Below are 20974 nucleotides of genomic sequence, written 5' to 3'. Positions count from 1 at the left end.
GTTGTCACAGAACTCGTTAAAGATACAATTTGAAAGCAATTCACAACTAATTACACCGGCTACAAATCTGATATTCGGTTGTCACAGAACTCGTTAAAGATACAATTTGAAAGCAATTCACAACCTGAATCGGATCTCTGTGTGCCGCATGTAAGTTGTCACAGAACTCGTTAAAGATACAATTTGAAAGCAATTCACAACTTACTTCATCAATAAGATACAAAACAAATAGTTGTCACAGAACTCGTTAAAGATACAATTTGAAAGCAATTCACAACACTATCAGGGACGGTCTGTCGAGTTTGACGGTTGTCACAGAACTCGTTAAAGATACAATTTGAAAGCAATTCACAACAGCCAGACCCGGTGATAATTCAAAATGCAGTTGTCACAGAACTCGTTAAAGATACAATTTGAAAGCAATTCACAACAAGAATCATATACAAACCCGTCCCAATGAAGTTGTCACAGAACTCGTTAAAGATACAATTTGAAAGCAATTCACAACTGAAACTGATCCGCATCCAACGTCATCTTGGTTGTCACAGAACTCGTTAAAGATACAATTTGAAAGCAATTCACAACCATAGGGAAAAAATTAAGCAGGAAAAGAATGTTGTCACAGAACTCGTTAAAGATACAATTTGAAAGCAATTCACAACAAAGTAAGAAACTCGTATGATATTAGGCGGGTTGTCACAGAACTCGTTAAAGATACAATTTGAAAGCAATTCACAACTTCTTGATTTTGCGAAAACTGACGTATTCGGTTGTAACAGAACGTGTTAAAGCTGCAATTTGAAGGCAAAAAAAAGCCGGACAACATGCCCGGCCTGGAATATGATTCATTTTTTGCAGGAACTCCTTGTCTAAAACAAACGTTTAAAACCAATCATCGATTTAACTTCCGCCAGTGTTTTCGCGGCTGATTCGCGGGCCTTCTCGGCCCCCATTTTGGCCACTTTAGCCAGGTAAACATCATCGGTTAAAATCCCGATAATGCGGTCACGGATTGGCGCGGTGTAGCCAATAATATCGTCGGCCAGTTGTTTTTTCATGTCGCCGTAACGGATGCTGCAATTCGCGTAGGCGTCTTCAAACTGATGCAGGATTTCCGGGGCCGACACAATGCTCATCAGGGTAAACAGGTTTTGGACGGGTTCCGGTTTCACAGAATTCATTTCTGTCGGGCCGGCATCGGTCACGGCGCGCATCACCTTTTTTCTGATTTCTTTCGGATCGTCGTAAAGGTTAATGGCGTTTCCTTCAGATTTACCCATTTTGCCGCTGCCATCCAAACCAGGCACCTTAATCAGGTCGGTTCCTTCAAAGGTATAGGGTTTAGGCGTCGGGAATACTTTATGTCCGTACATCCGGTTAAACCGTTTGGCAAACTTGCGGGCCATTTCCAGATTTTGCTCCTGGTCTTTTCCAACCGGTACAAAATTGGCTTTGTGTATAATGATGTCGGCAGCCATCAGTACCGGGTAAGTCAGCAAGCCGGCATTGACGTTTTCGGGATTTTTCCGGGCTTTTTCCTTAAACGAGGTGGTTCGTTCCAACTCACCCAAATAGGCATTCATATTCAGAAAGGTGTATAGCTCCATTACTTCGGGAACATCGCTTTGAATGAAAATGGTGGCTTTTTCGGGATCGATACCGCAGGCCAGGTACTCGGCTAACACCTGTTTTACGCCGGCCTGAAGGTTTTCGGGCGTGGGGTGGGTGGTCAGCGAATGGATGTCGGCAATAAAAAAGAAACAATTATAATCTTCCTGCATACGCAGGAAATTGCGTACTGCTCCGAAATAATTTCCTAAATGCAAATATCCTGTTGGCCTGATGCCACTTACAACGGTCTTTTTGTTCATCCGTATCAATTTTCAGTTTAAATTTCTTCAACTTTCGCTGCAACCGTCAGCCGATTATTCGTTGAAGGAAATGATCAGCAAAAGTAAGCTGATTCCTTTAAAGACAAAAATTTATTTGAATGAATGGGCAAAAAGATTTCCCCGGACCGACCGGATTGAACTGAAACCCAGGTCCTGATTAGCTTATTGGGCTTTAAACCGGCAAAACCGACTGAGATTAGGCCCCGACCGGATAAAAACTGCAATTAAGAATCAATTTAAAATGTCAATTTGTTTATTTTTTAGATTGAATGCTACGAAAATAATACTTAGCTTTACGCGAATTAAGTACGAAACAGAATGACGCTTTTCAATTCACATGCAGGAAATTGGTGGTGGCGCAGTTTATTATTGCCCGCGTAAACGATTTTCAGGTGGATAAAGATAGTCAGGCCATGTTGTTTACGCAGCATGGCCTGATTTTTTTCCCGGATGACGATACAAACAAATTATAAACTGATAAATGAACTGAATTATGACCAGACAAAAGAAAATTTACTTGGACGAAGCCGATATGCCGAAACAATGGTATAACCTGGCTCCCGACCTGCCAACACCGTTAAACCCGCCTCTTGGACCGGGCGGAGTTCCGGTGACCCCGGAAATGCTTGCCCCGGTATTCCCGATGAACCTGATTGAACAGGAAGTTAGCCAGCAACGCTGGATTGACATTCCTGAAGAAATTCGTCAGATTTTGTTTCAATGGCGCCCAAGTCCGCTTATCCGGGCTTACGAGCTCGAAGAAGCGTTGGGGACACCTGCGAAGATTTATTATAAAAACGAAGGCGTGTCGCCTGCCGGAAGCCACAAACCCAATACAGCCGTTCCCCAGGCCTGGTACAATAAGCAGTTTGGCATCAAAAAGCTGACCACCGAAACCGGCGCCGGGCAATGGGGTTCAGCCTTGTCTTTTGCCTGTTCCATTATTGGCGGCATTGAGTGTAAAGTGTTTATGGTGCGGGTAAGTTTCGACCAGAAACCTTTCCGCAAAATGATGATGCAGACCTATGGCGGCACCTGTGTGGCCAGTCCAAGTACCGAAACCCAGGCCGGACGCGATATTTTGGCCCAATTCCCGGATACGCCGGGATCTCTGGGAATTGCGATTTCCGAGGCCGTTGAGGCAGCCGTGACCGACCCGACCGGGCAAACCCGTTATTCGCTGGGATCGGTATTGAATCACGTGATGCTGCACCAAACCATTATCGGGCTGGAGGCAAAAAAACAATTGGCCAAGGTTGGTATTTCCAAACCCGACGTGGTGATTGGTTGCTGCGGCGGCGGAAGTAACTTTGCCGGCCTCTCGTTTCCGTTTATGTACGACAAAATTCACGGGGCCGACATCCAGGTGATTGGCGCCGAACCATTTTCGTGCCCAACCCTGACCAAGGCGCCGTTTATTTACGACCACGGCGATGTGGCCCAGATGACCCCGCTGCTGGCGATGCACAGTCTGGGACATAACTTTATCCCGGCGCCCATCCATGCCGGCGGCTTGCGTTATCATGGTATGGCCCCGCTGGTGAGCGCTGCCCTGCGCGACGGACTGATGGAGGCGCAAGCCATCCACCAGAGCGAATGTTTCGAGGCCGGCCTCTTGTTTGCCAAAACCGAAGGCATTATTCCGGCTCCCGAAACCACCCATGCGATTGCCGCTACCATCCGCGAAGCCAAAAAAGCCAAGGAAGAGGGTAAGGAAAAAGTGATCTTGTTCAACTTTTCAGGACACGGCCTGATGGATCTGGTGGGCTACGACAAGTACTTGGCCGGCCAATTGTCGGACTACGAATACCCGGAGCATGAAATTGAAGCAAACCTGGGCAAACTGCAAGGATATCCGCTTCCCAAATAAACAGCAAAATTTCTTATCCGTAAGAACAGAGCAGAAGTTTCGGCATCGTCCGGGGCTTCTGTTTCTGTTTCACGCTGTCCCGATCAGGTTTTAATCTTTTCATCCCAAAACAATTCGAACCGTTCCGTCCCGTATTTTTGATTAACTTTAGCCCGGAAAATCAGAAGAACATGGAATCAACCCGTCAACAAAAAATAAGCCGGCTGTTGCAAAAAGAACTGGCTGACATTTTTCAAAAGGAAAGCCGTACCCTGTTTATGGGAAAAATCATCAGCGTAACGGTGGTGCGTATCAGCCCCGACCTGTCGTTAGCCCGGTCGTATATCAGCATCTTCCCAACTGAAAATGCCCGTGAAGTATTGAAGCAAATTCGCATTGCCAACCCAAAAATCAGGGGGATCCTTGGACGAAGGGTCGGAAAACAACTCCGGGTGGTCCCCGAACTGGAGTTTTACATCGACGACAGTCTCGATTATATTGACCACATTGACGATTTGCTGAAATCATAAAAAGTCGACGAAACTGGCGACTGAAGACTGTCACTGAGAACTAAACATATGCAGTACGATCCGATTAAACATACGCTGGGTCAGGTTTTCAACCAAACTCCCGCCCTGAGAAAACTGTTCTACCGCTTGCTCGATTTGCTTTTGCTGCGCGCCTGGCATGTGCGGAAAGAGCTGAAAAAAGCGGAGTTTCCCGAAAACTTTGCGATCCTCGATGCCGGTTCGGGCTTTGGACAGTACTCGTACCGGATGAGCCGGATGTTCCCGGGAGCAACGATTTTGGCGGTTGATGTAAAAGAAGAACAAATTGCCGATTGCAACCGGTTTTTCGGACAAATTAACCGGGCAAAGCGGGTCCGGTTCGAAGTAGCCGACCTGACCCGTTTTGTACAGGCCGATAAATTCAGCCTCATCCTCTCGATTGACGTGATGGAACACATTGAGGAAGATGTGTTGGTGTTTAAAAATTTTCACCAATCGCTGAAAACCGGCGGAATCTTACTCATATCAACGCCTTCTGACCAGGGCGGATCGGATGTGCACGACCATCATCCCGATGAAGGTGTTCATGGTTTTGTGGATGAGCATGTGCGCGATGGCTACAACTTCGGCGAAATTGAAGATAAGCTAAGATCGGCCGGCTTTTCAAGGGTGGAAGCACGTTATTCCTATGGCGCCCCCGGTAAGTTGTCGTGGCGCTTATCGATGAAATACCCCATTCAGTTGCTGGGGCTGAGCAAACTTTTTTTCGCGCTTTTACCGTTTTATTACCTGTTTGTTTTTCCGGTGGCTGCCTTTTTGAATTATATGGATGTGAAGGGCAAACATGCCACCGGCACCGGATTAATCGTTAAAGCCTGGAAATAGTTGAAACTGGCATTTTACATAGCGCGCCGATACCTGGTTTCAAAGAAATCAGTCAACATCATCAATCTGATCTCTGCCATCTCGGTGGTTGGTGTGGCCGTGGGAACGATGGCCCTGATTGTGGTCCTTTCGGCCTTCAACGGCATTGATTTTTTTATTCGCGACCTGCTTTCCAGTTTCGATCCCGATTTGAAGATCACGGTGGTGGAAGGCAAAAACTTCTCGCCTGATGAAGCCGGACTGGCAGGTCTGTATCAGATGGAAGGCATCGCTGCTATCATGGAGGTCGTAGAAGACAATGCCCTGCTCCAGTACGACGATCGCCAAAAGTATGCGGTGGTAAAAGGGGTGGCAACAAATTACAACTCGTTTTCAGGTCTCGATACCATGCTGACCGAAGGGCGTTTCCTGCTCGAACAGGACGACCGCCCGTTTACTGTTATCGGGCAGGGGGTTGCTTATGATTTGTCGGTGGGACTGACCTTTGTCGATCCGGTTCATATCTATTACCCCAAAAAGGAAAACCGGAATCAGCTTAACATGGAAAGCGCGCTTAACCACGGATACCTGTTCCCAACCGGTATTTTTTCGGTACAGCAGGAAATTGATAACATGTATATCCTGGTTCCCATCCGATTTGCCCGTACGGTATTCGAGATGGAAGGAAGAGTGACATCGCTTGAATTAAAATTAACTGACGGCGCCGATATCAAACAGGTAAAAAACCAGGTAAAGGAACTGTTGGGTGAACGTTATTTGGTGCAGGACCGTGTAGAGCAGCACGAATTTTTATACCGGGTGATGCGTTCGGAGAAATGGAGCAGTTTTTTAATCCTGAGTTTTATTCTGGTGATCGCTTCATTCAACCTGCTCGGTTCGCTAACCATGATCATTATTGACAAAAAGAATGATATCCATATCCTGGGAAGCATGGGCGCCAATCGCCGGTTAATCCGGATGATCTTTCTGTTTGAAGGTTGGCTGATTTCCATCTCGGGCGCCATCAGCGGGCTAATCCTCGGTGTTGTCCTGGTTTGGGCGCAAAAGAATTTTGAGTTGCTGAAATTACCCGGAGACGGCTCATTTGCCATTTCGGCTTACCCGGTACAGCTACAACTTGTTGATGTACTGGCGACCTTCCTGATTGTGCTGGGGATCGGTTTTCTGGCTGCCTGGTACCCCGTAAAAAGCCTGGCAAACGAGTAGAGATTGAGCACGGATTTGATAATCGCTGCTCATGTAAAAAAAAGAAATCAAAAATCAACCCCCGATGAAGGGGCGACTTTTGATTCGTTGGAAGATGATGATATTCAGGTAAAAAACAGCGATTATTTCCTCACCAGGTAATAGCAATTTTGAATGTCGTGCTTCAACCGTTTGATCTCAATCTTTTTGAAACCGGCTTCTTTTAACATGTTCTCTGCTGTTTCGACTCCCCACATGGTTCCCAGTCCCATGCCTCCCTGGGCAAGCGAGACGGTCATGCAGTGCATGGTGGAGATGGAATATAACAAGGCTCCGATCGGATGTTCCGAATTTTTATGCAGGTGCGATGAGGCATCGATGTCCTGCATCAGAAAAAGTCCGTCGGCTTTGAGCGCCTTGTAAACCGTTGAAAGCACCTTGTCGGGGCGGGCCTGGTCGTGTATGGCGTCAAAGGCCGTGATCAGATCGTAGCGGATATCGGGTTCATAGTAAGTAAGATCGGCCTGGTCGAACCAAATGTTGGTATTGCCTTTCAGGTTGGCTTCGTTCCTGGCCCGGAGGATGGGTTCTTCACAAAGGTCGAGCCCGGTGAAAGTACTTTTCGGAAAAGCTTCGGCCAGCAGATTCATGGCACGTCCGCTGCCGCAACCGATATCGAGCACCGAAATCCCTTCTTCCAGTTTCTCACTCAGTCCCGGCGCCAGCGGCAGGATATGCTCAAAGAGCGATGAAAGTACCGACTGTCCGCTGTCTTCGGCCATCACTTCGTGAAAACGGTGAAACTTCTCGTAAGGGACGCCTCCACCGTCATAAAAACAATCAACAACATCGTCTTCAACAGCGCCCAGTACCCCGATATATTGTGAGAATACGGCCATATTACCGGCGCCGGCCGGGCGAGTTAAAAATGCCGCATGTTCGGCAGGCAAATAATAGAGATTCAAGACTTCGTCGTATTCCACCACTCCGCCGGTGACCATGGCGCCCAGCCATTCTTTTACGTAACGTTCGTTCAGAACGGCTTTCCGCGCAATTTCCTGGTATCCTGCCGGTCTCATTTCCCGCATGGTATCAAAAAGCCCGGTACGATGCCCAATGGAGATCATCAGCGCCAAGGTGCCGCCGTTCAAAAAACCTAATAATTTTTCCGAGAATAATTCAGCTCGTTCCTGATTGAATGTGATTACTTCTTTTGTTTTCATATTCGTAAAATTTGAATGATTATTTGTTTCGGTTGAATTTTTATCCTGCTCCGCGTGCTCAGCTTTTATCCGATTGTTTGAATGATTTGTTGGTAAACCGGGTTTTTACCGGGTAAAATGATGGCCTGACCGACCGGAACATAGGTATTTCCAGGGTTTGGTAGAAATAGCTGATCAGGGTGATGGCCAGGGCGAAGCCCAGTACCATCAGGGCCCGTAATCCGTAATAAGCATGGGCGCCGATGAATGCTACATAGAGCGTAACAGCGGTTAAAACAAAGCCGGCGACCGGAGAAATCAGATACCGGCGATTCACAAAAATCCGGATACTCAGCGGGTGCAGCAGCCGGTTGGTCAATGAGAACAGGTGGAAGATCATGTAAAAGATGATCCAGAGATAGGCCGATGAAAAAATCAAATCGATGACGCTTTCACCGAAAACGGCCACCACGGAAAAGACCAAAAAGGTAAGGACCAGCGCGTTTGCCGGGGTTTTGAATTTGGGGTGCAGCCTGCCAAAAAAGGCAGAAGTGTGGCCCGGAAAAAGGCGATCTTTTCCAAGACTGTAAATAACCCGCGATACCGCAGCAAAAGCAACTGTTAAGGTACCAAGCGTGGCCGAAACCGAAGCCAGCGACATCAACAACAGGCCGGTTTCGCCAAAAAAACTGTTGCCTACCACCAACTGCGGACAGTCGCCATAACAACCGGCCGGACTGTTTACCAGCGACTGCCATTCGGCCAGGCTCCGGGAACCGCTTACTCCGTAACCCATCACCAGCGATGTCAGCGCAATGATCACCAGTCCCCATATGATACCCCTGGGGATGCTTTTTCCCGGGTTTTTGGTTTCTTCCGCCAGGTTGGCTGCGAACTCAATCCCAATGAAACTCCAGATTGCCAGTGTAAAACCGACCGTCAGGATACCATTATTGCCGAACCATTGCGTTTGTTCCGGTTCAACAAACAGGTTGCTTAGCCTCCATTCCGTATCTTCGGGAAGGTTGAGAAAGCCCGCGATTCCAAAAAACCAGCGAATGCCGATCATGAAGATCAGCAAAACGGCGCTGGCCCATGCGGCGGTCTTAATTCCAAGCAGGTTTGGAATGAGCGCCAGTACGCCCAGTATGAAAATATATCCTGTCAGGCTTGTATTTTCTGCAAATAATCCCCGGAAGCTCATGGCCCCGGCCTGCATTTCACCGGCCATCACAAAGGACAGGGTACAGAAAAAGGTGATCCCGATAAAAAGTCCGGCCCATTTTCCGAAACCGGAACGGAAGATATTGCGGGCAAAATGATATAAACCGCCGGCTTTCGGATAGGCGGTACTTAAGTCGGCTGCTGAAAGGCCAAGCAGCAGGTTCACGACAAATGCTGCCGCAACAGCAAAAATAAAATAGATGCCAAAGCGGAAGTAACCCTGAAAGTCGCTTACCAGGGTGCTGGCAGCTACGACCAACGCGATTCCGCTCACCATAACATCTTTTGTCCCAAGTGTTCTTTTGAATTGTTCCTGCATTGTTTTCTGTTTTTTGAATTGTTTATTGTGCCATCTGATGTAACCCGTGTTCCGAGTACTTCCGAAATCCATCCCTTACTTTTTTCCGGGCCCGGGTTAGATTGACACGTATGGCATTATATTTCAGTGAAGTAATTTCGGATATCTCATCAAAATTATATTGTTCGATATCCCGGAGATAAATAACTTCCCGCTGGGTGTGGGGTAATCCGGCGATGAGCGATTTCACCAGGTTTGCTGCTTCCGAAAGTTCCATCCGGTGTTGCAGGTCACTGCTTTCACCCTGATCTGAATTAGTTATTTTACTTTCTGCCGGCGCAACACGGTTCATCCGGAGGTAGTCCAGGCAACGATTCCGGGTCATTGTTATGGCAAAAGCTTCAATATTTTCGATGATTTCGAGTCGTTGTATCTTTTGCCAGAGCTGGCAGAAAACATCCTGGACCACGTCCCTTGCCGCTTCCTCGTCGCGAAGGATCCTACCGGCAAAACGCTGTAGCTTTTTGCCTAAAGGCTCTATTTGTAAATGAAATTCATTTACCGGCTGAGTCCTTTTTTTCTCGTGAACTGAAATTTCCATAGCTTTCATCAATTTTTACACTACAAAATTACCCTTCGGCAACAGGCGCTGCCAGACGTAAATTACTGTACTGAAGTAAATGATTGCCGTAAGAAAAAGGAAAGATTACCGTAGGGTCGTGCCATGTCGGGTTTAAGCCGACGGTTTGACTCCGGACAAGAGATTCATCTTGTCGTGAAAACTAAACTTCTGCTTTCTGCCTGTTTGCTGTCAACCTGATCGTAATGAATGAATCGCGGGAGTTTGTTTGGTAAAGCTTCCTTTTTTGTCGTGGCGGAAGGTGTGAGAAGGGAGAATTTCAGGGATTGGCGGTGAACGACGGGCAGGACGGTTAATGCCGGAAGGTAGCAGATTTACAGTGTATTTCTGGCCCTGATTAATCCGAAATCAAAGGCGATTTTGGTGGCTTCGGTACGCGAACGGCAGTTCAGCCGGTCGTAAATATTCCGCAGGTGCATATCGATGGTTCGGGTGCTTAGGTTCATTTTCGAAGCGATTTCTTTGTTTGAAAAGCCGTTGGTGAGTAACTCCAGGATTTCGTGTTGCCGGTCAGTCAGTTGAAAAGCAGGACTTTTCCCGGCAGAAGCGGCAGGCTCGGCCAGTTGTCGATCAGGTTTAGTTTGCATACGCTGCTGGTCAATTACTGAACACCAATACCTGACCCCCAGGTTTTTGAAAGTTTCGTAAGCCTGCCTGAAACATTCATCCGCTTCAGCATTCAATTCCAGGTTTTGCCAGCTCAGGCCCAGGTGAAACCGGATGATGGCTGCCTGGAGAGGGATATTTACTTTCCCGGTGTATTCAAGGGCTTTCCGGAAATGCCCAACGGCCTGTTCGTGTTCGTTGTTCAGCGACAAAGATGCGCCAATGGCAAAGGATAAGATCCCGATCGCCTCCGGGTTATTATTTATGTTGGAGATGACGGTCAGCGCTTTGATCGTGTGGTTCAGTTCTTTGCGGTCGTTTTGCAGGGCAAAGAACGATGTGGCATCACAAAGGCCCGAGATGGCGTCGTGCCGGTCTTCGGTTTGAAACCAAATGTCGAGCATTTCGGTGAAGGCCTGCCGGGCTGCACTGATGTCGTTTTCGCCTTGTGCAATCAGTGCTTCGGCCCACTTATTCAATAACTTGTGGATCATGGAATGAATATCTGCCGCGTACCGGACAGCCAGGGCAAGGTGTTTGCCGGCTGTTTTGATCTCGCCGCGGTAACTGCGCAGAATTGCCAACACTGTGTTTGCCGTTGCCTGCGAGTTGGTTTTCGAGCCTTTGTGTTCGATAATCTCGCGGCAAGTATCGAAAGCCCGTTTCCAGTCGCCCAGGCGCATGAGTACCCACGACATACACCCGAGACATTGGGTTTCGTGGTAGTCGAGCTTGTTGGTGTTACAAAAGCGGTAGGCCGTTTCGTATACATCAATTGCTTCGCGAAATTTGGACGCGTACTCAATGGTTCCGGCCAAACGGCGGTAGGCTTCGGCGGTAACCGATACGTCGTTGGTATCCAGTGCCATGGCAATAGCCTCCTTGGCAAGTTGTATTCCGGCCTCAGTATCTCCTCTAAATGAACGGATGTACCCCTGAAGCCCCAGGGCGCGGGCCGGCAACTCCCGATGCCCGCTGATTTCGGCAAGCGCTACGGCTTTTTCGGCGTATTCGTTCGCGGTAAGCAAATTTAGTTCACCGATCAAGCGCTCGGCCAGGTCCATATAATCCAGGGCTGCTTCTCCCGGCAGTCCGGCAGCAACAAATGATTCTGCTGCCCTGGTCCGGTATTGTTTGTATGCCGTCCATTCACCCTGTAATCCAGAGACCATTGCCATCTCGCGGTATATCTGTGCAAGTTTTTCCCGGTGGTTGATCAGCTGGTCGCTTTCGGAGATTTCTTTCAGGGCTTTCAGGGCGTTGTTAAAATCGCCTCGTACTTTACTGCAATGAACAAACTCTTCAAGAATGCTCAATCGTTCTGTTTCATGGTCTCCTTTGGGCCAATCGCTCAAAGCGCGCTCAGCCCAACGCGCTGCATCCGGGTAGGCGAATAATTCGCAGCTTTCTCGGGCGAGCCGGATAAAGGCGGGGCGGGCTTTCTCGGTCAATCCTGCTTTGTAATAAAAGTCGGCGAGGATGGCGTCGGATGCTTGTTGTTTTTCGAGTTCTTCGGCTATTTTGCGGTAAATTTCACGCCGGCGCGACCATAAGATTTCCGAGCGGATGGTTTCGCGGTACAGCGCATGGCGAAAGGTGCCGGTACCGGCGCTCTTTTCCAGGATAATTCCTTTATCGATTAACTCGTCAATAACATGAAAAGAAGAAACAAACTTTTCGAGGAAAGTGATTGGGAATTCCATGCTGTAGCTGGCAGCAATCTCGGCCAGGTTGCGTGCATCGGGCGAGAGTTCGTTCATTTGTAAAACCACCAGGTCCCTGATGTTTTCCGGGACCGGGAAGTTCTCCATCTGTTTCAAATACATCAGGCCGTTCCCGCCGGTGAAGAGAAGATGCTTTTCCCGGAGGTTTTGCATAATTTCACTGATCAGCAAGGGCAAACCTCCGGTCTGATAGTGAAGGGTACGGGCGAACTCGGGGGAGGGACGATGATGATAAAACCGTTCGATAAAATCATTGATTTCCTGTTCGGTGAATGGTTGCAGCCCGATTTCGGAGAACCATCGGTTCCGGCGAAGTTTTGTTCTGATCCTTCGGAGCGGATGATCGCGGCCGATCTGTTCATTCCGGTAGGTAGCCAGGATGGCTAAATTGAACTCCTGGCCTGACGGAATGAGTCCGGTGATCATGTCAAGACTGGCCGTGTCGGCCCATTGCAGGTCCTCAATAACCCAAACTACTAATTCCTGTTTTGTTAAGGTGGCCAATGCTTTGCGAAAAACCTGTATCAGCAGGTCGAAATCGGCCTCCGGAGAATCTTCGGTTCGGTATTCCGGTAAAAAATAACCGGCATATCGGGTTAGTTCAGCATCGGCTTCACGATGATCAAAAACTTTTGACTGCCTCAAAAAATTGGCAATAATGCTGTAAGAAGGAATTTCTTCTTCCAGAACATTCGTTTCAAAGAACCGGGAAGTTTCCGGGTAATCAGCAGATTGAATCAATGTTGACTTTCCAATCCCGGCCGGACCGGAAATAAATACCACTTGCGGAATGCCCCGGGCAGCATTTTGCAGCGCCTGATTCAGACTGCCCAATTCCTCCGTTTTTCCGATGATCCGGTTATTTGTCATTATACTGGTATTAATCCGGGAATATACATGATTAACACCGGTTTAGGACTTTTGGTTTAACCAGGGTATGAATATGAGTCGAATGGTTAGGAGAAAGATTGATTTGCCTGGCAACCAGGCTGTAATCTGCGAGTTATCCCCTGCGGATTATCCGGCTCCGCCCTCAATGGTTTTGATGTTGCCGTCGCCGGTATATTCCAGTTCCACTACTTTGATGCTTCTCAGCCAGGTTTTGCCGCCGGAGGGTACGCTGTCGTGAAAAAACAGGTACCACTTTCCGTTGAATTCAACAATGGAATGATGGGTGGTCCAGCCTGTCACCGGGGTGAGGATGATTCCCTTGTAGGTAAAAGGCCCGCAGGGGCTGTCGCCGATGGCGTAACACAGCAGATGGGTATTACCGGTTGAATACGAAAAGTAGTATTTCCCCTGGTATTTGTGCATCCAGGAGGCTTCGAAAAAACGGCGGTTGTGGTCGCCGGCTTTCAATGCCTGGCCGTTTTCATCCAGGATGATGACTTCGCGCGGTTCTTCGCCAAATTCGAGCATGTCGTCGCTTAGTTTCACCACGCGCGATGGCAATGCCGGTTCATCATCTTTTGGTTCGTGCCCGCACTCAATGGCTTTGTTGTTGCGGTAGCGCTGCAACTGGCCTCCCCACAAGCCGCCAAAGTACAGGTAGTGAGATCCGTCGTCGTCGCGAAACACGCAGGGGTCGATTGAGTAGCTGCCTTTCATGGGCGCATCCCGCGGAATGAAAGGTCCTTCAGGCTGATCGGCGATGGCTACCCCGATGCGGAAAATGTCGGTTTGATCTTTCAGCGGGAAGTACAAATAATACCTGCCGTTTTTGCAGGCGCAATCGCAATCCCACAACTGGCGGCCGGCCCAGGGAATGTCTTTCACATCGAGCGCTACCCCGTGATCGGTTACCTTGCCGTCAACATCATCCATCGAAAAGACGTGATAATCGCGCATATCAAAATGATCGCCGTTATCATTTTCGGGAATGCCCGATTCGATATCATGCGAGGGGTAAATGTATAGTTTGCCGTTAAACACATGTACGGCCGGATCGGCCGTGTACAAATCCGGCACCAGGTATTTTGCTTTTTTCATTTTTTTATTGGTTTTTCTATATTCAGCTGTCATGCTGAACCTGTTTCAGGATCTCCCTTTTATCGCAAGAGATCCCGAAACAAGTTCGGGATGACCCTACTCTTTCGTTAACTCAATAATTTTTTCTACTGCTGATTTTGGCTGGTGGTTCCGGTCGAACAGCAGCGGGTAGTCTGTACGCCCGCGGACCGGGAAATTGTTTTTCCACGAATCGCCGTCCGAAACGCCCCATAAGGTCACGCGGCTTACACTTTCCGAATGTTTCAGAAACAAATTGAAGAAATCCACCATCCGGGCATCCCACTCGTCTTGTTTTTCCTGCGGGACCAGGCCATCGGTGTATGGGTTCAATTCCTGCTGATATTCCATATTTGTAGCGATATCTGCCCCTACGTCCCGTCTGCGGTTAGGCAAAATTGATAAATCCAGCTCGGTAATCATCACTTTCATACCTTCGTTGGCATAGGCCACCATGGCCGCTTCGTAATCTTCCAGCGATGGGCTGTCCAAGCCAATATGCCCTTGCATGCCGATTCCGTCAATCCGGATTCCGCCGGCTTTCAGGTTGCGGACCATTTGTACAATCGCATCACGTTTCCCGGAATACCACTCGTTGTAGTCGTTGTAATACAATTCGGCATCGGGGTCGGCTTCGTGTGCAAACTGAAAAGCCAAAGGAATAAACGATTCCCCCAGGATCTCATAAAATTTACTCTTCCGGTAAGATCCGTCTTCGAGAATCGCCTCGTTTACCACGTCCCAGCCTTTAATCCGGCCTTTGTAACGGCCAACAACCGTATGAATGTGATTTCTCATCCGCTCGGTCATCACCTCGGCAGAAACATTATTGCCCAGGCTGTCGGTAAAAAACCAGTGTGGCGCCTGCGAGTGCCAGATCAGACAGTGACCGGTGATAAACATCCCGTTTTCAACTCCAAAATCGACAAACCGGTCGGCCAGCGAGAAATCAAATTCGCCTTCCCGGGGCTGAATCTCTGCACTTTTCATGCAGTTCTCGGCCACGATGGCATTAAATTGTTCTTTGACAACCCGGATCCCGGCAGAATCCCTGCCGGTGATCTGACTGGCATTTAAGGCTGTGCCAATGTAAAACCTGCCGGCGAAAGCGGACTTTAACGCAGGCTTTTTGTCTGCCGGTGTTTCACCCCTGCAGGCTGAAAGCAGCACAACGGTAACCAACAGGTATAAAAAAGCGGATTTCATTTTTTTCATTTTGAATTGTTTAAGATTGAAAATTCCGGTTATTCGTTTTATTTCCGGCGGGCCGTCAGTTCATTCTGGATCTGCACTTCCATTTTCTTATTGATCACATAAAAGAACAACAGCCCGGCCGCCAGCAAAAACGGGATGGAGGGGTAAACACTCACGAGCATTTTCACTCCCGCGGTTACTGATCCGGGCTGAACAATCGTTTGACCGGCCTCTGCTGTATCTTTATTGATGTAACCGTACAGGCCCAGGATCCAGGTTACCAAGGCGCCGCCGATAGCCAAACCGGCTTTCAGTCCGACCATCATAGCCGAGAAAATAATTGCTGTTGCCCGGCGGTTGTTTTTCCATTCAGAGAAGTCGGCTACATCAGCAATCATCGCCCAGAGTACCGGGATGGTCATTCCATAGAAGAAACCGTGCAGTATTTGCGAGGCGAACATCAAGCCCACACTTTTGGGCGGGAAGAAGTAAAAAATCAGGATAAACACGGTCGACACGATTAAGGCGTTCCGGTATACATCCCGTTTACCGTATTTGTCGGCCAGTCTTTTCGACAGGGCAATTCCGGCAATCATGAAAATGATACCGCCGGCATTGAATAAGCCGAAACCGGCCGAGGTAGGGTCGTTACCAAAAAAGTTGAACCCGATGGACGAAAGCCCTGCCAGAACAGGACTGATAAACTGTTCCAACACCTGCTGGTCGACATAGTTGTTAAAGTAGTACACGTAAGAACCACCCTTCATGGCCAGGGTGATGAAAATCAGGATTGTAACGGCGAGCATAATCAGCCAGGGACGGTTTTTCATCAGGTCCGACAGGTCTTCCTTCAAGCTCGATTTTTGCTCTGCTGTGGGTACAATACGCTCGCGGGTGGTCAGAAAAGTAATTATCAGCAGCAGCGTTCCAACAATGGCCAGCCAGGTCATCACCGTTTCCATACCGGCTGCCTTATCGCCGCCGCCTGCGTATTCAATAATGGGTAACATAAACACCTGTACAAAAAACTGGGCAAACATCACGGCCACAAAACGGTAGCTGGAGATGCTGTTGCGCTCGCCCATGTCGCCGGTAATTACCCCGCTGAGGGCGGAATAGGGTAAGTTGTTCGAGGCATAAAGCATCAGCAGCAGCGTGTAAGTTGCCGCGGCGTAAAACAGCTTACCCTGGTATGAAAAATGAGGCGTTGAAAAGGCCAGCAAAGCGACTATGCCCAGCGGGACTGATGTGAACAGGATCCATGGACGAAACTTGCCCCAGCGCGAACGTGTGCGGTCGGCAATGGCCCCGACTACGGGGTTAAACGCGAAAGCAGCAACCAGCCCGACAACGAGCATAATCAGTGAGGCATCGTTGTTTTTCAGGCCATAAATGTCGGTGTAAAAAAAGGCCAGGTAGGTAATTAATGTCTGAAAAACCAGGTTGGCAGCCAGGTCGCCCAGGCTGTAGCCGATCTTTTCAAAAACAGGGACTCTTTGAGAAGTTGTATTCATTCAGGTTGTTATTTATTGGTTTTTAATCTTCCGTTGTAAAAGGCGAAGCGGGCAAGCCTTCCTTATTTTTAAGATTGGCCTCAGCCGGATTGTCGTCCCAGGCATAGCGCACCGCGGTGGGATGGCTTACCTCCCGGCTCCAAACTTTTACCGTGTTTTTCGAAAACACCACCGCATCAGCCCACACAAAGCGGCCATCTTCGCCGGCAACCTGGAAGCCCCGGAGCAGGCTGTTGGCGAATAATCCAGCGCCAACCGACGAGAAGGTGAGCACGATGCTGCCGTCCTCGGCCTTCATCGACTCATAAAGCGGCCCGGAGCTTACGACGGCGCCATCGCTGTAAGCTACGCGTTGGGCTTCCAGGAACAAGCGACGTCCAACTTCTTTTTTATTCAAAGGGTGAATGTCGTTCCATTCGCCCAGGTCAAATGCCACAGCCATGCCGGTATGGGGCAGCTCCAGCGTCCGGCGCTGCGCATCGCGCAGGCTGGCCCAGCCGCTTTCAACCGGTTGTTTATTTGGGATGCCAAGGTTAGCCAGTTGCACAAACAAAAACGACAGCTCGGGCTGGTTGAATTGTATGCGCCAGTCGGTAATCAAATCCTTGAAAAGCTGCCGGTATTCCATTCCCCGTCCGGCATTGGTTTCGCCCTGGTACCAAATCACGCCCTTCAGACTGTAACTGAGAGCCGGATGGATGAGGCTGTTGTATAAACCTCCCGGCTTAAATCCGCCGCCGCCTTGTTCGCGGGGCGGGTTGAGCACAGCGCCGGTCCGGTAATTCCAATCGCCGGTCAGATCAATGGTTTGCGAACCGATACGGACTTCGTAGGGTTTTTCTTCCACAAAGCCACCACGTCCGCCTTGGCTGAACACGCGGACCATTAGTGTGTTTTTACCGGGCTTCAACAGACTTTTTGGTATCGGATAAATCCGGGGAGGGTATTGGTAAGAAACCGTCCCGACAAAGCTGCCGTTTACAAAAGCTGAGTCGCTGTCGATAATACGTCCCAGGCGAAGAATAGCTTCCTTTGCAGCCAGCGAATCGACCACTTCAAACTCCTTATAAAACCAAATGGAACCATTCTGCAGCGCCACGCCTTTATCCTCCCAGTAACCCGGCAATGAAATGTTTGCCCAGCCCGAAATATCCACATCGGTTTTCGACCAAAGGCCGACGCCCGGATCATTTTTATTGATTTCAAGTCCCCAGTCAAAGGGAGGCGTTTCTCCTTCTTCGGCAATACGTCTGGCACGAGCAGAGTCTGCCTGTGCCTGTATGGCCAGCCAGTTGTCCAGGTATTTGACTACCGGCTTCTCACTTAGCCAGGCTTCGGCAGGAGAGCCGCCAATAGCCGTGCTGATGACGCCGATTGGCACCTGATATTTTTTATGCAGTTCATTGGCGAAAAACCAGGCAACCGCCGAAAATTCCATGATATTCTCCTGCGTAGCGGGCAACCACGATCCATCGGGATAATCGTCCTGCGCCGTATCCGGTTCCTTGCGGGTGGACGAACGGAACAGCCGGATGACCGGCTTGTTGATCTGCCTGATTTCACCGGCATATAAATCCGTTACCCGGCGAAGCGGCAGTTCCATGTTCGACTGCCCGGAAGCCAGCCAGACGTCGCCAATAAGAATATCGTTGATCTCAAGCTCGTTCACGTTCATGCGGTACGGTCCGCCAGCCTCCATGGCCGGAAGCTCCACCTGCCAGTTCCCCTGTTTATCTGCTTTGGTTTGGTAAGTTTCCCCGGCGAACTCAACTTTTACCTTTTCTGAAGAATCGGCCCAACCCCGGATTTTCAGCGGCTGGTCGCGCTGAAGGACCATGCCGTTACTGATCAGGCGGGGCAAGCGAACTTCAGGTTTGGCGGGAAGCGCTATCAGGAAGAGTAAAGTAAGAAGGATTAGTTTTCTGATTTTCATACATTTATTTTTATCACCAATGGAGGAATGAAGCCATTCTAATTATGATGTTTCAAATTGAATTTCAATTTTTTCAGCTCATCCAGCTGATGGACCGGCCGGTCAAGGTCGGGTGGAATCGGCTGCCGGGAAAAAGTTTGGAAATAAAGCAAACAAGCATCGCGCCACCAAATAGCTTCTTTTGCCTGGATGGCCAGTTTCTTCGTCACGTCGGTAAAACGTTGAGAGTCTATGTTTTCCCGGTTGTTCTCCCAGATTTTCTGAAACCTTTTGACTGCATCGACTCCCGAACTGTATTTGTAGCATAATTCTGCCCATAATTCATTCCCGTTACGAAGTGTGTAATCCCACGGGAGATGGTGGAACCAAAGCAAAAAGGCTTCCGGGCAAAGCGCCGGATCATCAAACATTGACCTGAGCGGCTCGGCGTATTGGTCGACAGCCTTGCTTCCGGTGGAAGTACGGTTAAAACCGATTCCTGTGTGGTCGGCTTTGTGATAGTAAGAAGGAAGCCAGTCAGGTCGGGCGCCGGGAACAGTACACCAGGGCTCCGGGCCATAATGATGGTCCCATCCCATCAGGTGGTGAAGTCCGATAGGGGTCATGTAATTGACGGCGGCTTCCCGGGATTGCATCATCAGCCCGGACAGTTCGGCAAGAGATTGCTCATCGTGCGTAAAGCTTTGTTTCAACCATTCCAGGGCAACTTCCTTTGCACTTAAGCGGTTATTCCAGGCCAAACGGCCAAAAACATACCAGTTGGCCTGTGCAAAGTGATGGCCGCACCAATTGGTATTGTCTCCAATGTTCGCAACGCCGGCAATTCCGGTAGTTGAATTCTGAAATACGGAGCCATCGGTGAGGCGCGCTACTGTTGTATTTTTTCCCAGGGTGTAGGTGTCTGCATCCAAAAATTCCTTGAAAAGAGTCCCTAAATACACGAGGTGATCCGAGAAGCCAAGATATTCCTGGGTAATCTGCAATTCAGGCATCAGTCTGGTTTGCTTCATGTTGCCAAACAAGGGGCTGAACGGTTCGCGCGGTTGAAAATCAATTGGACCGTTTTTCACCTGGATCATCACATTCGGGCGAAATTTTCCGTCCAATGGCATAAACTCGTTATAAGCTTGCTTGGCCCGGTCGTCTCCTCCGGGATTATACACAAAAGCCCTCCACATCACGATTCCTCCAAAAGGAGCCAGGGCATCGGCCAGCATGTTGGCGCCATCGGCATGGGTGCGTCCAAAATCTTGCGGACCGGGTAAGCCTTCCGAGTTGGCTTTCACCAGAAAACCGCCAAAATCAGGGATCAACCGATAAATTTCAGCAGCTTTTCTCTGCCACCAGTCTTTCACGTCGTTATTAAACGGATCGGCTGTAGCCAAGCCATCCAGTTCTTTGGGTGAAGAAAAGTTGACAGCAAGATAAACTTTCATGCCGTAGGGCCGGAGGACATCGGCTATTGCCTTCACTTTTAACAGGTATTCCTGTTTTAGGATTTCCGGTCGGGCATTTACATTGTTCAACACGGTTCCGTTGATGCCAATTGACGCATTGGCCCTGGCGTATTGTCTGTAGCGCGGACTGATTTTTCCGGGTAGTTCATCCCATTTCCAAATTGAATGTCCGGCATACCCGCGTTCTACGCTGCCGTCCAGGTTATCCCAGTGGTTCAGAATACGGCGCCGGTACGACGGAATTTCTTTGATATCGATAACATGAAGCGAACTGTCGGTGGTTTGCAGCAACCTGAGGTAACTGAATACGCCATACAAAGCGCCTTGTTCGGTATTGGAGGCAATGAGAACCATTTTTGGCGATGAAAACGACCGGATAATAAAACCGTCGTCCCCCAGAGAGTTGAATTCATTTGTGTCGATAAACCGGGTGATGTTGTTGACTTGGGAAGTTGCCACATATACTGCTCCTTCCTGCAGGCGTTTGCCGACCGGGATCGCGGTATCAAAAAGTATGCTCAAGCCGTTTTGCAGTTCTTCGCTGATTATCGAAAAAACGCTTGATTTCTGCTGAATACAAATGGAAAGAGGGCGTTCTGCCATCGCTTTGGTTGCCGGGTTCATGGTCGTAAACCATAATTTCGAACCATCCTGTCCCACGGCATCTGCCTGGGCAAGAACATCGGAATGAAGGGCCGATAACAGGCCCGAGACAATGACGCAGGCGATGAGTCGTCTCAACAACAGTTTTTTATTCATCAAAATGACATTCCATATGATAAAAATTGATTTTCAAAAAAGGAGTTGTAACTGACACAACTCCTTTTTTGAAGGGTTCCCGGTTATTAAACCGGG

At 49.0% G+C, this 20974-nt stretch carries 14 protein-coding genes and 1 CRISPR repeat array (1 of these 15 running past the window's edge); of the genes, 4 read left to right on the top strand and 10 right to left on the bottom strand.

From position 1 onward, the window contains the following. Positions 1 to 739: direct repeats of the CRISPR family, unit length 47 nt; unit sequence GTTGTCACAGAACTCGTTAAAGATACAATTTGAAAGCAATTCACAAC; it reaches 693 nt to the left of the window's first position. Positions 740 to 869: 130 nt separating this feature from the next. After that, complete coding sequence (gene trpS, locus ACOIT5_RS07160) at positions 870 to 1871, bottom strand: tryptophan--tRNA ligase (protein WP_423129790.1); 1002 nt, start codon at positions 1869 to 1871, stop codon at positions 870 to 872. Positions 1872 to 2385: 514 nt separating this feature from the next. Here trpS and ACOIT5_RS07155 point away from each other — a divergent pair. The 4 genes from ACOIT5_RS07155 to ACOIT5_RS07140 all read left to right on the top strand — a co-directional run bounded on the left by ACOIT5_RS07155 (position 2386) and on the right by ACOIT5_RS07140 (position 6341). Then, positions 2386 to 3762: a TrpB-like pyridoxal phosphate-dependent enzyme gene (locus tag ACOIT5_RS07155; RefSeq protein WP_423129789.1), complete on the top strand. Its 1377-nt coding sequence runs from the start codon at positions 2386 to 2388 to the stop codon at positions 3760 to 3762. 170 nt (positions 3763 to 3932) lie between these two features. Beyond that, positions 3933 to 4271, top strand: a complete 339-nt coding sequence (rbfA, locus tag ACOIT5_RS07150; protein WP_423129788.1) for a 30S ribosome-binding factor RbfA — start codon at positions 3933 to 3935, stop codon at positions 4269 to 4271. 48 nt (positions 4272 to 4319) lie between these two features. Next, complete coding sequence (locus ACOIT5_RS07145) at positions 4320 to 5135, top strand: class I SAM-dependent methyltransferase (RefSeq protein ID WP_423129787.1); 816 nt, start codon at positions 4320 to 4322, stop codon at positions 5133 to 5135. Continuing rightward, the gene (locus ACOIT5_RS07140) at positions 5136 to 6341 is read left to right on the top strand and encodes an ABC transporter permease (protein ID WP_423129786.1); all 1206 of its coding nucleotides are present in this window, start codon (positions 5136 to 5138) and stop codon (positions 6339 to 6341) included. A 122-nt stretch (positions 6342 to 6463) separates the two neighbouring features. On the opposite strand, the gene ACOIT5_RS07135 is transcribed toward ACOIT5_RS07140, so the two are convergent. The 9 genes from ACOIT5_RS07135 to ACOIT5_RS07095 all read right to left on the bottom strand — a co-directional run bounded on the left by ACOIT5_RS07135 (position 6464) and on the right by ACOIT5_RS07095 (position 20878). Next, the gene (locus ACOIT5_RS07135; protein WP_423129785.1) at positions 6464 to 7543 is read right to left on the bottom strand and encodes a class I SAM-dependent methyltransferase; all 1080 of its coding nucleotides are present in this window, start codon (positions 7541 to 7543) and stop codon (positions 6464 to 6466) included. A 58-nt stretch (positions 7544 to 7601) separates the two neighbouring features. Further along, positions 7602 to 9065: an APC family permease gene (locus ACOIT5_RS07130; RefSeq protein WP_423129784.1), complete on the bottom strand. Its 1464-nt coding sequence runs from the start codon at positions 9063 to 9065 to the stop codon at positions 7602 to 7604. Positions 9066 to 9087: 22 nt separating this feature from the next. Further along, complete coding sequence (locus tag ACOIT5_RS07125; protein ID WP_423129783.1) at positions 9088 to 9645, bottom strand: RNA polymerase sigma factor; 558 nt, start codon at positions 9643 to 9645, stop codon at positions 9088 to 9090. 353 nt (positions 9646 to 9998) lie between these two features. Beyond that, entirely contained in the window at positions 9999 to 12884 is a 2886-nt protein-coding gene (locus ACOIT5_RS07120) for an AAA family ATPase (protein ID WP_423129782.1), read from the bottom strand. Between the two features lie 147 nt (positions 12885 to 13031). After that, the gene (locus ACOIT5_RS07115; RefSeq protein ID WP_423129781.1) at positions 13032 to 14003 is read right to left on the bottom strand and encodes a glycoside hydrolase family 43 protein; all 972 of its coding nucleotides are present in this window, start codon (positions 14001 to 14003) and stop codon (positions 13032 to 13034) included. A gap of 96 nt (positions 14004 to 14099) precedes the next feature. Further along, complete coding sequence (locus ACOIT5_RS07110; RefSeq protein WP_423129779.1) at positions 14100 to 15236, bottom strand: endo-1,4-beta-xylanase; 1137 nt, start codon at positions 15234 to 15236, stop codon at positions 14100 to 14102. Between the two features lie 38 nt (positions 15237 to 15274). Further along, entirely contained in the window at positions 15275 to 16729 is a 1455-nt protein-coding gene (locus ACOIT5_RS07105) for an MFS transporter (RefSeq protein ID WP_423127517.1), read from the bottom strand. Positions 16730 to 16751: 22 nt separating this feature from the next. Continuing rightward, positions 16752 to 18662, bottom strand: coding sequence for a sialate O-acetylesterase (locus tag ACOIT5_RS07100; protein ID WP_423129778.1), 1911 nt, complete (start codon positions 18660 to 18662; stop codon positions 16752 to 16754). 38 nt (positions 18663 to 18700) lie between these two features. Further along, on the bottom strand, positions 18701 to 20878 hold the full coding sequence (locus ACOIT5_RS07095; RefSeq protein WP_423129777.1) for an alpha-glucuronidase family glycosyl hydrolase: 2178 nt from the start codon (positions 20876 to 20878) through the stop codon (positions 18701 to 18703). Between the last annotated feature and the right edge of the window lie 96 nt (positions 20879 to 20974).

Origin of the sequence: Gaoshiqia hydrogeniformans, from assembly GCF_049347105.1 — a bacterium.
In the GTDB taxonomy this organism is placed as follows: domain Bacteria; phylum Bacteroidota; class Bacteroidia; order Bacteroidales; family Prolixibacteraceae; genus Gaoshiqia; species Gaoshiqia hydrogeniformans.
This window is presented reverse-complemented; position numbering and strand designations above follow the sequence as displayed.

Bases quoted from the DNA above. Each gene is read 5' to 3' on its own strand.
- trpS (WP_423129790.1), bottom strand. From the start codon at position 1,871: ATGAACAAAAAGACCGTTGTAAGTGGCATCAGGCCAACAGGATATTTG.
- ACOIT5_RS07155 (WP_423129789.1), top strand. From the start codon at position 2,386: ATGACCAGACAAAAGAAAATTTACTTGGACGAAGCCGATATGCCGAAA.
- rbfA (WP_423129788.1), top strand. From the start codon at position 3,933: ATGGAATCAACCCGTCAACAAAAAATAAGCCGGCTGTTGCAAAAAGAA.
- ACOIT5_RS07145 (WP_423129787.1), top strand. From the start codon at position 4,320: ATGCAGTACGATCCGATTAAACATACGCTGGGTCAGGTTTTCAACCAA.
- ACOIT5_RS07135 (WP_423129785.1), bottom strand. From the start codon at position 7,543: ATGAAAACAAAAGAAGTAATCACATTCAATCAGGAACGAGCTGAATTA.
- ACOIT5_RS07130 (WP_423129784.1), bottom strand. From the start codon at position 9,065: ATGCAGGAACAATTCAAAAGAACACTTGGGACAAAAGATGTTATGGTG.
- ACOIT5_RS07125 (WP_423129783.1), bottom strand. From the start codon at position 9,645: ATGGAAATTTCAGTTCACGAGAAAAAAAGGACTCAGCCGGTAAATGAA.
- ACOIT5_RS07120 (WP_423129782.1), bottom strand. From the start codon at position 12,884: ATGACAAATAACCGGATCATCGGAAAAACGGAGGAATTGGGCAGTCTG.
- ACOIT5_RS07115 (WP_423129781.1), bottom strand. From the start codon at position 14,003: ATGAAAAAAGCAAAATACCTGGTGCCGGATTTGTACACGGCCGATCCG.
- ACOIT5_RS07110 (WP_423129779.1), bottom strand. From the start codon at position 15,236: ATGAAAAAAATGAAATCCGCTTTTTTATACCTGTTGGTTACCGTTGTG.
- ACOIT5_RS07105 (WP_423127517.1), bottom strand. From the start codon at position 16,729: ATGAATACAACTTCTCAAAGAGTCCCTGTTTTTGAAAAGATCGGCTAC.
- ACOIT5_RS07100 (WP_423129778.1), bottom strand. From the start codon at position 18,662: ATGAAAATCAGAAAACTAATCCTTCTTACTTTACTCTTCCTGATAGCG.
- ACOIT5_RS07095 (WP_423129777.1), bottom strand. From the start codon at position 20,878: ATGAATAAAAAACTGTTGTTGAGACGACTCATCGCCTGCGTCATTGTC.